Annotated in this window: 9 protein-coding genes; 6 read left to right on the top strand and 3 right to left on the bottom strand. The window is 38.8% G+C overall.

The window, feature by feature from the left end:
- Positions 1-95 precede the first annotated feature (95 nt).
- A complete protein-coding gene (gene malT, locus A6E04_RS01000; protein ID WP_065609945.1) occupies positions 96-2801 on the bottom strand; it encodes an HTH-type transcriptional regulator MalT in 2706 nt (901 codons plus the stop codon).
- 396 nt (positions 2802-3197) lie between these two features.
- On the opposite strand from malT, the gene A6E04_RS00995 reads away from it, so the two are divergent.
- From A6E04_RS00995 to glgB, 3 genes are read left to right on the top strand one after another with little or no spacing between them, the layout of a single operon-like run.
- Complete coding sequence (locus tag A6E04_RS00995; RefSeq protein ID WP_065609446.1) at positions 3198-5651, top strand: glycogen/starch/alpha-glucan phosphorylase; 2454 nt, start codon at positions 3198-3200, stop codon at positions 5649-5651.
- A gap of 57 nt (positions 5652-5708) precedes the next feature.
- Positions 5709-7889, top strand: coding sequence for a 4-alpha-glucanotransferase (gene malQ / locus A6E04_RS00990; protein WP_065609444.1), 2181 nt, complete (start codon positions 5709-5711; stop codon positions 7887-7889).
- Between the two features lie 14 nt (positions 7890-7903).
- Positions 7904-10096: a 1,4-alpha-glucan branching protein GlgB gene (gene glgB, locus A6E04_RS00985; protein ID WP_422614040.1), complete on the top strand. Its 2193-nt coding sequence runs from the start codon at positions 7904-7906 to the stop codon at positions 10094-10096.
- A gap of 84 nt (positions 10097-10180) precedes the next feature.
- Here glgB and A6E04_RS00980 read toward each other — a convergent pair whose 3' ends face one another.
- On the bottom strand, positions 10181-10828 hold the full coding sequence (locus tag A6E04_RS00980; protein WP_017021372.1) for a YdcF family protein: 648 nt from the start codon (positions 10826-10828) through the stop codon (positions 10181-10183).
- 300 nt (positions 10829-11128) lie between these two features.
- Between A6E04_RS00980 and glgC the strand changes: the two genes are divergently transcribed.
- From glgC to A6E04_RS00965, 3 genes are all read left to right on the top strand, one after another.
- A complete protein-coding gene (gene glgC, locus A6E04_RS00975) occupies positions 11129-12346 on the top strand; it encodes a glucose-1-phosphate adenylyltransferase (protein WP_023604522.1) in 1218 nt (405 codons plus the stop codon).
- A complete protein-coding gene (gene glgA, locus A6E04_RS00970; protein ID WP_017021374.1) occupies positions 12336-13784 on the top strand; it encodes a glycogen synthase GlgA in 1449 nt (482 codons plus the stop codon). The genes glgC and glgA overlap by 11 nt, the downstream gene beginning before the upstream one ends.
- Before the next feature lie 125 nt (positions 13785-13909).
- Positions 13910-14572 (top strand): YoaK family protein, encoded by a 663-nt coding sequence (locus A6E04_RS00965; RefSeq protein ID WP_017021375.1) that lies wholly within the window; start codon positions 13910-13912, stop codon positions 14570-14572.
- A 118-nt stretch (positions 14573-14690) separates the two neighbouring features.
- Here the strand turns inward: A6E04_RS00965 and sstT are convergent, their stop codons facing one another.
- On the bottom strand, positions 14691-15932 hold the full coding sequence (gene sstT / locus A6E04_RS00960; RefSeq protein ID WP_065609435.1) for a serine/threonine transporter SstT: 1242 nt from the start codon (positions 15930-15932) through the stop codon (positions 14691-14693).
- Positions 15933-16088: the final 156 nt, after the last annotated feature.

Raw genomic sequence — 16088 nt, 5'->3', positions numbered from 1 at the left:
ATATAAAGAAGAAAACCTATGCATAATGCATCTATGTTGGATGATTATACATAAGTTAAGTATAAAAAATGTCGTAAGAATGACTCTAGGAGTGATTATTTCATCATGCTTACTAACTCATCAGCCATTGCAATGGCTGCTTTACGGTTTGGAAGGTTAAGTTTTTGATATAAATTACGAATATGAGTTTTGATTGTCGTTGGTGCAACATCAAATTCAGCGGCGATTTGTTCATTACTAAACCCGGAATAAATTAACCCTAATACCTGCCATTCTCTGTGAGTTAATGGGCTGGCTCGGATTAATTCGGGCACTTCTGGTGTATTGAGCACTTTTTCAATAAAAGCTTCATCAAAGTGAGCAGAGCGAGATCGCTTATTGTTTGATAGCGCTTTCTGTAATTGGTCTACTCGATGTTTTTCTAGTTCGGTTAAATTTCCTTTTTGTTGTAATTTAGCAAGAGGTTTGAGCACTGCTTGTCCTGCCATTAAGAAGCTACCGATTATACCCGTTTGGTTCGATTGCTTGATCGCAAGATGCATTGCTTCAATCGCGGCATCGACTTGTTTATCTTCAAAAAGAAGAACGGCTTCCATTATCGCATTACGGTTGATATCCGTGATTAATTTATGTTTTTGAGCAATGATCTGAGAGTCTTTTAAGGTATTAATTGCCGTATCTATATCACCAAGGTGAAAGTATGCCCTTGCTATGTTGCGCCATTGAAGCTGTGTAAAGTGATTGCAACGAGTTTCTGGGCGATCAGCATGAGCTAGCCAATAATTGATTGATTCAGTATTGCCTTTCGCTTGCCAATAGAAAAGTTGCGCAGAAGAAGCATTGGCTTTCCAATCGATATGATAATCGGCTTGTCCAAGTAATTGTTGGCATTTTTCTAGGTAACGCTCTGCTTTATCAAACTCTCCACGGGCAACTGCTAAACGAGCAAGCATTGAATAGCCGCGCAGATGTTTAGTTTCATCAAAGGGTGAAAGTACGTCTAAGCCTTTCCAAGTGCATTGTTCTGCTTCATCAAAACGGAACCAGAACCAATAGATTTGAGCACGAGAACGCAATAAGAATTCATGAAGTGGTAATTGATATAAATCTTGTTCTTCAATCAGCTTGAATCCGTTATCTTGCAGATCAAACGCGGCTTGCATGAAGCCTTGTGCCATTAGAATTTCACTTTGTTGCAAAATAGCCCAGAGTGCTTGATGATAAATGCCATAGGTCATCGCCATTTTTTCAGTTTGTTGCATTAACGCGAGTGCTTGCGCCAGATTTCCCGAAACATGATGATATTCACCAATTACGGAGGTAGCGACAATACGACTACGGTATTTATTCATTTCTAATTGTTCGAGAGCTTTCTCTGCGAGAAGCAATGCATTCTCTGGTTCGTTTTTGTTGATAGCGACTTGCGCTCTCAATGCATCTAACTCACCTTGAACATGGCGATCTAATATAATATTACGTGCTGACATCTCTTGTTGAGCTTCAGACAGTAAATCGTCAACATGTAAATAGTTGTGTTGGCTTTGAGCCAACCATGCACGAATAATGGCTAAACGAGGAGAGGCGAATAGGGTGTCTTTGTCTAATTGATCAATCGTTGACTCTAATAGTACAAGCTCTCCATTATTAAACAAATGCCAACCATGTTCTGTCAGTATTTCAGCAATCAGAGTGTCATTTTTTGCTTTCTTTGCATGACGTAAGGCTTGATAAATATTCTTGTGAGCTAACCAGGCATGAGCGGCTTTAAATTGTAATTCGCTTTCTTCATGAGCTAAGTGGTTCTGGCGTTGGTGAGAAAGAAACTCTGCAAATAAATTATGATATTTGTACCATTCGCCGTGCTCTCCATCGCTATTAATGAATAAACCAAAACGGTTTAGATTTTCGATGATAAGTTGAGAGTCACTTCGTTGGGTTAAATCACTCACCAATGCGGCATCAAAATGTTCAAAGACGGCACTGCGCATTAAAAAATGTTGTGTTTCACTGTCTAAGTGGTCAAACACTTCTTCGGCAAGGTAGTCCCACAAATGCGCTTGATTTAAGTTGGTCATTGCTTCTGCTGAATTCATTAATGATTGTTTGTTTTGAATACTGTGCAATGCAATTAATTGAAGAGCAGAAGGCCAACCTTCGACATGCTCGCGTACGTGGGTAATCGCATCTTGGTCAATGTCATCATTTAAACGTTGGCTAAAAAAGAGGGACGTTTCTGATTGGTCGAATGCCAAGCTTTGATTATCGATCTCAATAAGGAAATCTCTCACTCGTAGATTCGCCGTATTTAAGGGAGGTTGAGAACGACTGGTGATCACCAATGTGAGGTTATCAGGTAAGTGCTTTAAGAAAAATTTCAATCCTAAATGAATAGCCTCATTAGTAATGAGGTGATAATCGTCTAATACAATGTAAGCGTCTTTTTGAAAAGGGAGCAGTTCGCTAAAAACTTGAGAAAATAAACTAGATAAAGAGGCAAACTGACGTTTTTCGGTTAACGCTTTAGAGTGAGAAAGCTCAAGGCTTGTCGCATTAGCAATGGCTTGGACAAAATATTTTGCGAATTTGAATTCATCGTTGTCTCCTTCATCAAGACTATACCAACCAGTGTCGTCTTTTTCTGATAGCCATTGCGCAGCCATCGTTGTTTTACCGTAACCAGCAGGGGAGCGAAACAAAACAAGTTTGTAGTGGGCAGCATCGACTAGAGAGTCAAGAACACGAGATCGTAAGATGGCATTATGTAGACGTCTTGGAAAATGTAATTTTGATGGTATTAACATAATTTTCATTCTTCTTAAAAATACTGAGTTTATTATCCTCAATAATGAGAATGAATGAATCAGCTACGCCCTATAATTGTGATCTATTACTCCTTTTCTTTCTGGATCAATTTATAAATTCAAATTAAAAAATACAGAGAAATCGTTTTATTTACCGAATGTCTAAAAATGTGATCTTGTTATCATTTTGTGTTTAATGCTGAAGAAATGTGTTTATTATCACGCCAGAATAATAGATAGCCCTACAAATCATGATTATGGTCACACTTAGATTTGGTAATTATACCTACGCCTTAACGCTTTTTTATCTCCTCCCCCTAGGTAGGAGGATGCGACGTTAATTTGAACAGTGCACGATATACACAGTGATTATAAACCTTCGTGAGAGTTCTTATTATGAAAACGAATAGCATCAAAAAATTTGATAAAGCCGCGTTTCAAGCGTCTGTAAAACAACACTTAGTGTCCACTTTTGCCGCTGATGAAAAAACAGCGACGTCTAAAGTATGGTATTTAGCGATGGGTAAGGCCCTTGCTGAATTAACAACATTTGATTTAGTTAATACTGAAAACGATGAAAGAATTAAGAATGCACGAAGTGTGAACTACTTATCTCTTGAGTTCTTAATTGGTCGTTTAACAGGTAATAACCTTATTAGCATGGGTTTATATGAAGATATTACGGATGCAATGGGTGAACTTGGTCATAATTTAACTGACTTGCTAGAAGAAGAGCGTGATCCCGCATTAGGTAATGGTGGTCTTGGTCGCCTTGCTGCGTGTTTTATGGATTCACTTGCAGCACAAGAATTTCCTGCGATTGGTTATGGTCTGCATTACGAATACGGTTTATTCCGTCAATCATTTGATGATTGTCGCCAACAAGAAGCGCCAGATGCATGGCGTGGTATTGAAGGTTACCCATGGGAAGTGGCTCGTCCTGATTATGCACAGCAAGTTGGTTTTTACGGCAAAGTTGAAGTATATGAAGAAAATGGCGCAGAGAAACGTCGCTGGACTCCTAGTATGTCTGTGGAAGGGATGCCTTGGGATTTACCGATTGTCGGTTATCAAAGTGATACCGTTTATCCATTGCGTTTGTGGGAATGTCGAGCTAAAGCTCCGTTCAGCCTTGCGAGCTTTAATAATGGTGATTATTTTGAAGCTCAACATGCTTTGATTGATGCGGGTAATGTAACGAAAGTCTTGTACCCTAATGATAATCATGAGAAAGGGAAAACACTGCGTTTAATGCAACAGTACTTTCATTGTGCTTGTTCAATTGCGGATATTTTACGTAGACATGATGCTGCGGGTCATAAAATTGAAGATCTGCCTAAATACGAAACGATTCAATTAAATGATACACACCCAACAATTGGTATTCCTGAATTAATGAGAATACTGATGGATGATCGTGGATTAAGTTGGGATTCTGCATGGGCAATTTGTTCTAAAACGTTTGCTTATACAAACCATACATTATTACCTGAAGCATTAGAAACATGGAGTGAGTCTTTAATTTCACGCCTACTTCCTCGTCATATGGAAATCATTTTTAAGATTAACTATTTATTCCTTGAAGGTGTAAAACAAAAATGGCCTGGAGATGTATCTAAGCTGCGTAAGCTTTCTATTATTCAAGAAGGCACTCACCGTATGGTGCGAATGGCGAATTTATGTGTAGTTACCGCTTATGCAGTTAATGGGGTGGCCGCATTACACTCGGCGTTAGTTAAACGTGATTTATTCCCAGAGTTTAATGAATATTTCCCTGGTAAATTAACAAATGTTACCAATGGTGTGACCCCTCGTCGTTGGTTGAAATTCTGTAATCCTGATTTATCTGCGCTTATCTCTGAAAAAATTGGCAATGAATGGCCAGCAAAATTAGACCAATTGTCTAATATCGCAAAATTTGCGGATGACGTGGCATTCCAAAAAGAATTCATGGCAGTTAAAAAGAAAAATAAACAACGCCTTGCTGATTGGGTTCAAGAGAATATGGACATTGAGCTAAATACAGACGCCATTTTTGATGTTCAAATTAAGCGTTTGCATGAGTACAAGCGTCAGCATTTGGATTTGTTAAACATACTTTCTTTGTACCATCGTATATTGAATGAACCTGGTTTTGATATGCACCCTCGTGTGTTCTTCTTTGCTGCAAAAGCGGCTCCGGGTTATCACTTAGCAAAAGAAATTATTTTTGCTATCAATAAAGTGGCAGACAAAGTGAATAATGACCCTCGAGTGTCTGATTTCATTAAAGTCGTCTTTATTCCTGATTACCGTGTGAGCATGGCTGAAATTATTATTCCAGCGGCAGACGTTTCTGAGCAAATTTCGACGGCGGGTAAAGAGGCATCGGGTACTGGTAACATGAAAATGGCACTTAACGGGGCGATTACCGTTGGTACGATGGATGGGGCAAATGTTGAGATCCGTGAGGAAGTGGGTGATGAAAACATCTTTATCTTTGGCTTAGAAGTTGACGAAGTTGAAGCGCTTGTTGCGTCAGGCTACAACCCATATAAATACTATGAGGCCGATCCATTATTACAAGCGTCACTAGATTTATTGGATGGAGATGAATTTACCCCAGGTCAAATTGGTCAATTGTCGGCCATCCGTGACAACTTGCTTTACGATGGCGATCAATACTTAGTCTTGGCTGATTTCGCAGATTATGTTCGTGCTCAGAATGATATTGATGCGGCATACCGAGACCAAAAACAGTGGGCAAAAATGGCTATTTTGAACACGGCTTTAGTCGGTAAGTTTAGTTCTGACCGTAGTATTCGTGATTACGTCAATAATATCTGGAAATTGGAAGCGATAAACCGTTAATCCTATTTAGACTATAAATACAGAGGGCAGTATAAGGCTGCCCTCGGAGATTAAGTGATGACAAATAATAACAATGCGCTCTATCAAGTCGCAGAAATGGTCGGGTTAGCAAATAGCTATATCAGTGCATGGGGTGATGAAGAAAAAGTCAGTGATGACACTCTAACTCGTTTATTAGCCGCTTTAGGTTATGATACTAAAAACGATAAAACGTTATTAAGTTCGGCTGAAAAAAAACATAAGAAAGAAGTGCTTGAGGCGGTTAAGGTTGTTCGTGATAACGAACCGCTTCACGTTGAACTTCATCTTGGAAAAAGTGCACGTATTAGTGAGTTTAGTTGGAAATTAACGACGGAAGAGGGTGAGGTACTTGAAGGCTACTTACAGTCTCAAGTTATTTCAGATGACCGTGTCGATGGAGGGGCGTTATTATTTTCGTTACCTACATTGAAATGGGGGTATCATTCATTAGAAATCATACGCAAGCGTCGTAAAGCGCCGTATGTAATGACTCTAATTGTGACGCCTCAGGCGTGTTACAAACAAGACGCAATTAATGACGGTAAAAAGCTATGGGGACCGAGTGTTCAACTTTATACGCTAAGAACCGCTCATAATTGGGGAATCGGTGATTTTGGCGATCTTAAGCAACTTGTCGGTGAGATAGCAAATAGAGGTGGAGATTTTGTCGGTTTAAATCCAATTCATTCTTTGTTCCCTGCGAATCCAGAAGGGGCGAGTCCTTATAGTCCATCGTCTCGTCGTTGGTTAAATATTCTTTATATTGACGTGTGCTCAGTGCCTGAGTTTGCATTATCGAATCAAGCTCAAGAAGTTGTCGGCAGTGCTGAATTTCAACAACGTTTGAATGAGGTGCGTCAATCTCATTGGGTAAATTATACTGAAGTCTCTTCACTTAAAATGGGTGTATTACCTTTTTTATTCGCAGAGTTTAAAACGCGTCATCTTGATAAGAATAGTGCTCGTGCGAAGGCTTTTTTAACGTTTGTTGAAGAGGGGGGCGATAGCTTATTACAGCAAGCGGCATTTGATGCGTTACATAATACCTTATACTCAGAAGACCAAAATGTATGGGGATGGCCTGTTTTTCCTCAAGAACTTCAACAGTTTGATAATAAACAAGTGCAGCAATTTATTGCAGATAATAGCGATCAAGTTGATTTGTACATGTACTTACAGTGGTTAGCTTTTACCCAAATTAATGATGTTCAACAATTCGCTGAAGATAAAGGAATGGACATTGGTCTGTACCGAGATCTGGCGGTTGGTGTTGCTGATAGTGGCTCTGAAACGTGGGCAGATCATGGCAGTTTATGTCTTGATGCCAGCATTGGTGCTCCACCAGATGTATTGGGTCCACTTGGTCAAAATTGGGGATTACCTCCATTAAACCCTCAAGTTTTAAAAGCAACTGCTTATGATGCTTATATTGAATTACTTCGTGCGAATATGCGTGCTTGTGGTGCATTGCGAATTGATCATGTTTTAGGCTTACTTCGTTTGTGGTGGATCCCAAAAGGGGAAGATGCAACGAAAGGCGCATACATGTACTACCCAGTAGAAGACATGTTATCTATTCTTGCTTTAGAAAGTCATCGTAATTCGTGCTCAGTTATTGGTGAAGATCTAGGGACAGTGCCTGATGAGATTGTCGATTTACTTGCAGATGCCGGCATTCATTCTTATAAAGTGTTCTTCTTTGAAACGGCAGAAGATGGCGGGTATTACTCACCAACGCATTATCAAGAGCAATCTATGTCTGCATTATGTACTCATGATATGCCGACATTACGTGGTTTTTGGCACTGTGATGATTTAAAAATGGGCGAAGAAATTGGCTTATATCCTGATGCAGAACAGTTAAAAGAACTCTTTCTTAGCCGAGCAAAATCAAAACAAGAGATCTTAAATAGTGTTGATTTTCATGGTTTTCTTCCAGAAGGTGTAGGGCGTGATGCTACGTTTGTGCCAATGGATAGATATTTAAGTGATGCATTGCAACTTCACTTAGCTGCAGGATCGAGCGTACTTCTCAGTTTACAACTTGAAGATTGGCTTGAAATGGATAAACCAGTTAACATACCGGGTACGGTTGATGAATATCCAAACTGGCGTCGTAAATTGTCTGTTACTTTAGATGATATTTTCAATCGTCCCGAAGTGAATGAATTAACTAAACAGTTAACTGACATTCGTGCCCAAGCTAGTAAAAAATAATAGGAGTGTTTACGTTGAACTTACTTGTTGAACGTAAAGAAAAGGATGTCTACATGCAGCTCAATCGAGCTGCATTTTGTGATCCATTTTCTTTTTTAGGTCCACAGTACCAATCTCAAGATATCGCTCTACGTGTTTGGTTGCCTGATGCAACGAACGTAAAAGTAAGAATTTCTGCTGATCTTGAGTACCCTTTAAGCCCTGAACCTCATTCTCGCAATTCGGGTGGTTTCTTTCTTTCTAGTCCGATTGATTTGACGGACAAGCATTATCAACTTGTTGTTGATTGGAGTGGAACGGAACAGATTATAGATGATCCATACCAGTATCATTCTATTGCCCCAACGGAAAGTAATGTCCATACACCAAAAGAAATGTATCACCATTTAGGTGCGCATGTTTTCACTGTTGAGCGTGATGGTAAATTAATTAAAGGTGTGCGATATATTGTCTTTGCACCAAATTCATCTTCTGCAAGTGTCATTGGTGACTTTAACCAATGGGATGGTCGTCGTCATCCTATGCAGCGTATTGATAATGGACTTTGGGCGTTATTTATTCCTGAGCATGCTGTCGGAACGAAATATAAATTTGAACTAAAAGGACCGCATGGGGAAATTCTTCCTCATAAAATGGATCCTTTTGGTGCGCATAACGAACAATATCCTTCATTTTCTTCTGTGGTTTATGATCAATCAAGCTACGAGTGGCATGATACGAAATGGCAGAACCGTTCCGTAACAGCAAAGCAAAAAGAGGCGTTATCTTTTTATGAATTGCATATTGGGTCGTGGAAACGAAATGAGAAAGGTGAATTTCTAACGTATCGTGAACTTGCTGAAGAATTAATCCCCTACATCGTTGAAATGGGCTATACACACATAGAGTTAATGCCAGTTTCTGAGCATCCATTCTATGGTTCATGGGGTTATCAACCGATTGGTTTATTCTCACCAACAAGCCGCTTTGGTTCACCAGATGATTTTAAATTCTTTGTTGATGAATGTCATAAAGCCAGTGTCGGTGTGGTATTGGATTGGGTTCCAGCTCACTTTCCATCGGATTCTCATGGTTTAGCTAATTTTGATGGAACCTCATTGTTTAACGATCCGGATCCGCGTCGTGGTTGGCATAATGATTGGCAGAGTTATATTTATAATTATGACCAATTGCATGTTCGTGAGTTTTTAGTCTCTAATGCCTTGTACTGGTTTGAGCATTTTCATATCGATGGTTTACGTGTCGATGCCGTTGCATCAATGCTCTATCTTGATTATTCACGTGAAGATGGCGAATGGATCCCTAACTGGGATGGGGGTAATCATAACCATGGTGCCATTGCTCTGCTTAAATGGATGAATGAAGAAGTGTATTCTCATTTCCCTAACGCAATGACGATAGCAGAAGAATCTACGGCGTATCCTGGGGTGTCAGCACCAACGTTTGATGGCGGTCTAGGTTTTGGGTTTAAATGGAATATGGGTTGGATGCATGACAGCTTAAATTACATTCAAGAAGATCCAATTCATCGTCGTTATCATCATGATACGATTACTTTTCCATTAGTCTATGCGTTCAGTGAGAATTTCATATTATCGTTGTCTCATGATGAAGTGGTGTATGGAAAAGGGTCTATTCTGGATAAAATGCCAGGCGATGAATGGCAGAAAACAGCGAATATGCGTGCGTACATGGGTTACATGTATGGACAACCTGGTAAGAAACTGAACTTTATGGGAGCAGAGATTGCTCAAAGTGCAGAATGGGATCATGATGATCAATTACAATGGTTCTTAACACAATTCGATCGTCATTCTGGTATGCAGCATCTGGTTAAAGATTTGAATCAGTTATATCGTAATGAAGAAGCACTTTATATTAATGACTGTGAACCTTGTGGGTTTGAATGGCGTTTACAAAATGACGCTGAGCAAAGTGTGTTAGCCCATGAGCGTTTAGGCGATAACGGTGAGCGTATATTAGTGATCAGTAACTTTACTCCTGCACCAAGAAATGACTTCCGTTTAGGAATGCCAGTTTCAGGTGAGTATGAACTGGTTTTAAATACGGATGCTGATTATTACGGTGGCAGCAGTTATGACGTCGTTAGTAATGTACAGACAGAATCGGTGGAATCTCAAGGGCTAGCGCAGTCTTTAGTCGTAAACCTACCGCCATTATCTACGGTTTTCTATCGTTTAAAATAATGGATTGAACAATAAAAAAGCCCTAAAGATTTTGATCTTTAGGGCTTTTTTATGAAGAACATACTTTATTGATAGTTTGAATAATTATTCAGTGAGTAAATATTCATCAAACCCTAGTTTGGTTAAGTTTTCAAATGCTTTCCATACATCATCAGGAATCGTTTGTTGTTCTTGATACCCAAGTGTAGGGTAAATTTTTAGTCGATGTAATTCACCTAAAATAATACTCGCGACATGATCAAAAGTAACCTCATCTGTTGGGTAATCTACAAATCTAATATTAGGCGAACTTATACAAAATTCTATATCGTTCCAATTTTTTAGAAAGGTGGCTAATAAGCGTCTTTCCATATAAGGTTTTTGTACAAGTAATAATGAATTAAGAGTAATATTTTTTTCTTTGAGTAAGTCTTGAGTGAAGAATATATTTTCACCAGTATTAGTGGCTTTTGTTTCGAGTAATATAGCGGAAGAGGGGACTCCCATATCTTTAGCGACATTAGCAAATGTTTCTGCTTCACTCAACGTAAATAAGCCTTCAGTTGCACGGCCTTGAGCACCAGAAAAAATGACTAAAGGAGCAAATCCATCTAAGTAAAGTTGAGCGGCATGTTCAGCTACACGTAAGTCATAACTACAAAGAACAAAAATGGCATCACTTTTTTTTATCGGTTGGTTAAGTAAATGATAATCCCAAATGCGTTGTAATTGAGTAAAAAGAGACAATGACATAAGAACCTCTAAACCATAAAATTACCTTGATAATTACATTCACTAAATTAATATGCAAACAAATGTTTAGTGAACAGCATATTGTATGTACATTTGGTTCTTATTGTGTAAAATAAATGTTACTTGAAGCAATTAAAGATTGACCTAAAGCACATTAACGAGTGAATCTATTTTGTAAATATATAGAAGTTACATGGTTCACAGTTTTGTAACGACAATGTGTTAAGTTAATCTCAAAATAAACATATTAAGCGCTATTTATTGATAGTGACTATAAATAATAATTCTTTGGGAGAAGAAATGGCTGGTGTACTAGGAATGATTTTGGCTGGTGGTGAAGGATCGCGTTTACGTCCTTTAACTGAATCTCGTACTAAACCTGCAGTACCTTTTGGTGGCAGTTACCGTTTAATCGATTTTGCGTTAAATAACTTCGTAAATGCTGATTTAATGCGTATTTATGTATTAACCCAGTTTAAATCACAGTCTTTATTTCAACATATGAAAAAAGGCTGGAATGTAAATGGAATTACCGATCGCTTTATTGACCCTGTGCCAGCTCAAATGCGTACAGGTAAACGTTGGTATGAAGGTACTGCGGATGCGATTTATCAAAATATCAGTTTTATTGAATCAACGGATCCTGAACATGTTTGTATTTTTGGTTCAGATCACATTTACAAAATGGATATTCGACAAATGCTCGATTTCCATAAAGAGAAAGAAGCGGCATTAACGGTATCAGCACTTCGTATGCCAGCAAAAGATGCGTCTGAATTTGGTGTTATTGAAGTTGACGAGCATGGGAAAATGATTGGTTTTGAAGAAAAACCTGCAAATCCTAAGTGTATTCCTGGTCAACCAGGTATTGCTCTTGTCTCAATGGGTAATTACATTTTTGAAGCTGAAAACTTATGTAGAGAGCTTGAGATAGATGCTGAAAATACGGCTTCATCGCATGACTTTGGTAAAGATATCATTCCAAAAATGTTCCCTGTAGGGAATGTGTACGTTTATGATTTTAGTACAAATAAAATTACGGGCGAGAAAGAAGAGGTGTACTGGCGTGATGTAGGTTCTATCGATTCTTATTGGGAAGCGCACATGGATCTTCTGAAAAAAGATGCTCCGTTCTCTCTTTATAACCGTAAATGGCCTCTGCACACATATTACCCACCATTGCCACCTGCAACATTTACTGATTCTGCCAATGGCCGAGTACAAATCATCGACAGCTTAGTTTGTGGTGGTAGTTATGTTCGTGGCTCACGTATTGAAAAATCAGTACTCGGTTTTCGAAGTAATATTGCATCGGCGTGTGATATTAGTGAAAGTATTCTTTTAGGTGATGTGAAAATCGGTGAAGGGTGTGTATTACGCCGTGTAATTATCGATAAAGGCGCAGATATTGCACCTGGAACAGAAATTGGTGTTAATCTTCAGGAAGATAAGAAGAAATATCATGTTTCAGATCAGGGTATCGTTGTTATCCCTAAAGGAGAAAGAATTGGCTACTAAAACGCTTTCGATTTTATTTGCTGCATCTGAAGTCGAAGGATTGATCAAAAGTGGGGGCTTGGCAGATGTTGCCAAGGCTCTGCCTAAATCATTAAAAGACTTAGGTCATGAAATACATATTGCTATGCCTGCTTATAGTGCAATCCCAGAGCGTGATGATGCTGAAGTATTGTTGAGCACGACATTAGAGCATTGGCCTCATACACCATACCAAGTGAGATCATTGAGTGTTGAAGGGATCACGGTATTAGGCATCGAATGTGCTGATTATTTTGATCGTGCAGAAATGTATGCTGAAAACAATCAAGCTTATGCTGATAATGGTGAGCGTTTTGCTTTTTTTAGTGCCGCTTGTTTAGACATGCTGCCTAAATTAAAGATTAAACCCGATGTTATTCATGCCAATGATTGGCATACTGGTTTATTGCCGTACCTTCTTAAAAAACGCTATGCAAACGACGCTTACTTTTCTCAAGTACGCAGTGTTTTATCTGTTCATAATGCGGTGTTTAAAGGTATTTTTCATTACGATGATATTGGATGCCTTTCTGAATTTAAAACGCATTATGTGCCTGAAGCGGCCGTTAGTCATACTCATATTAGTATGCTCAAAGCGGGTGTTCAATGTGCAGATAAGATTAATGCGGTAAGTCCAACGTATGCAAAAGAATTGCTAACAGAACTGGGTTCTCATGGAATGGCTTCTGATTTTCAAGCAAGAGAATCTGACTTGTTTGGTATTTTGAATGGTTGTGATTATAGTGAGTGGAGTCCGGAGACGGATACTTTCATTCCTAAGCAATTTAAAGCCAATCGAATTAGTATGGTTCGTGGTAAGAAAGTATGTAAAGCAGCTCTGCAAGAAGAAGTCGGTTTACCACAAAAAGAAGTGGCAATGTATGGCATGGTTTGTCGTTTAACAAACCAGAAAGGCATTCATTATTTACTTCCAATTTTAGAGCAGTTTTTAAAGCATGATTTGCAAATTGTTATTGTTGGTACGGGTGATCCTGTTCTTGCTGCACAATTAACAGAAATTGCAGCGATACATTCTGATAAGTTTGCGTTTGTCGAAGCATACAGCAATAAGCTAGCTCATTGGATAGAAGCCTCATCTGACTTTTTCTTGATGCCATCAGAATTTGAACCTTGTGGTTTAAATCAGATCTACAGTATGGCCTATGGAACCTTACCTATCGTTCGTGCGGTTGGTGGGTTAAAAGACAGTGTGATTGATTATGATAGTGACAATGAAAATGCGACGGGTTTTAGTTTTATTAACCCTGAGCCAACAGAGTTGCTATTAGTATTAATGCGTTCGTTGTTATTGTATGCCCAAGATTTGAATGAAGTTAAACGAATTCAACTACATGCAATGAAACAAAACTTTAGCTGGTCTGATGCCGCAGAGAAATATGTTGAAATGTATCTAGATTAATTACGACTCAACAATTTCATAACAAAAGGAAAGGTGCAGACCTTTCCTTTTTTATTTGCGACAGATCATCCATTTCTTTGTATTTGAGTATAGAATATCCGTCTTTACGACTTGGTAAATATATTGTGATTTCAAAACTACCAAAATGGGTTGAATACGGTACCTTTTTTCTGGCCTTACTCGCTGGTATTACTAACTCTGTCGGTTTGTTGGGCTTCCAGCATCAATCTATTTCTCATTTATCTGGTACTGCAACGCTATTAGGTACTCAGTTGCTGGCGTTTGATGGTACGACCTTACATTTATTTTATATCATTGTTAGCTTCGTTTTAGGTTCTTCGTTAAGCAGTTTAATCGTAGGGTGTAGTGCGTTAAAATTAGGCCGCAGATATAATTTTGCCTTATTAATCGAAAGTTTATTTTTGTTTGCTGCAATGGTGATTTTAAATGAAGGAAGTCAATGGGGGCATTATTTTGCTTCGGCGGCTTGTGGTTTGCAGAATGGATTAGTAACAACATACAGCGGGGCAGTCGTTAGGACGACTCATGTTACGGGAGTCTTTACTGATTTAGGCATCATGTTAGGGATGAAACTTAAAGGTGAAGTGATTCATCGCAGACGGTTAGCTTTGTATCTGTTTATCGCATTTGGTTTTATTTTCGGTGGTGTTATTGGCGGGTATTTTTATCCTATCCTTGGAACCAATACGTTAGCGATTCCAGCGACATTGTGTGCGTTATTGGCGTTATCTTACTCATTGTATTTATATCAACATCCTGATCATTAAAAATCGATTGTATTTATGGTTTCTTACTAAATTTGAAATAGACATCATTAATTGATTATAGATACAAAAATGGCAGCGATAATTCGCTGCCATTTTTTATTTGTATCATAAAACCAAATTAGTTTGTTTCTTGTACTAGAGGTTTGTATGGGTTTTCTGCAGTGCGGCATGCTGCTGTAGTGAAAAGAACGTCTGTCGAGCTATTTAGGGCTGTTTCAGCTGAATCTTGAACTACACCGATGATGAAACCAACAGCAACCACTTGCATTGCAATTTCGTTAGGGATACCAAATAAGCTACATGCTAATGGGATAAGTAATAATGAACCACCAGCAACACCAGAAGCACCACACGCCGAAATAGCGGCCACTAAACTAAGCAGTAATGCTGTAGGTAAATCAACCTGAACACCCACTGTATGAACCGCCGCCAGCGTAAGAACGGTAATGGTAATCGCTGCACCAGCCATGTTAATTGTTGCACCTAGTGGAATCGATACTGAATAGGTATCTTTATGCAGGTTTAAACGCTCACATAATGCCATGTTTACTGGGATATTTGCTGCTGAACTACGAGTGAAGAATGCGGTTACACCACTTTCACGTAAGCATAAAAATACCAATGGGTAAGGATTACGTTTTGTGCGGATAAATACGATTAATGGGTTAACGACTAATGCGATAAATGCCATTGAACCAAGTAGAACGGCCAGTAGGTGAGAATAACCTGCTAATGCATCAAAGCCTGTTTCTGCAAATGTGCTAGACACTAAACCAAAGATACCGATAGGCGCAAAACGGATAACGACCGTTACAATGCTTGATATACAGTTTGAAAGGTCAATGAACACTTTCTTTGTTGCATCAGAAGCAGAATGAAGACCTAAGCCTAAAGCGATTGCCCAGCCTAAGATACCAATAAAGTTACCCGTCATTAATGCATTAATTGGGTTATCAATAATTTTGAATAGAAGTGTATGCAGAACTTCCATTATGCCTTCTGGTGCACTGTTCGTTGCTGCATCAGTAACAAGAGAGAGAGTTGTCGGAAAAATAAAACTCATTGCTACAGCGGTTAATGAAGCACAAAAGGTACCGACTAAATACAAAACAACCACTGGCTTCATATTTGAGTCTTGCCCACGTTTCTGATTTGCAATCGATGATGCAACGAGAATAAAGACAAGAATTGGTGCAACTGCTTTTAGCGCACTAACAAACAATTGACCAAAAAGGCCGGCAGAAACAGCAAGATCTGGAGCAAGTACAGCAAGAGCAACACCGGCAATAATACCGACGAGTATCTGAAGAACGATGTTAGTATTCATCATTCGAACGAGTAGGGGTTGTGCTGGTGACATATAAAATTCCTTTAATTTAGTGCAACATACATCTTATCTGATGCTTATTCGGCGAATAGTAACATTATTGTCTATTTTTTTGCACTAACTTGTTAAAGACTTCTCAAATTTGCCGATAATATATATATAACGTGCTGTAGAAAGCATCCTTGATTA

The organism is Aliivibrio logei (assembly GCF_001691055.1).
Classification (GTDB): domain Bacteria; phylum Pseudomonadota; class Gammaproteobacteria; order Enterobacterales; family Vibrionaceae; genus Aliivibrio; species Aliivibrio salmonicida.
Note: the sequence above shows the minus strand (reverse complement) of the source record. Positions and strands in the feature narration are given on the sequence as shown.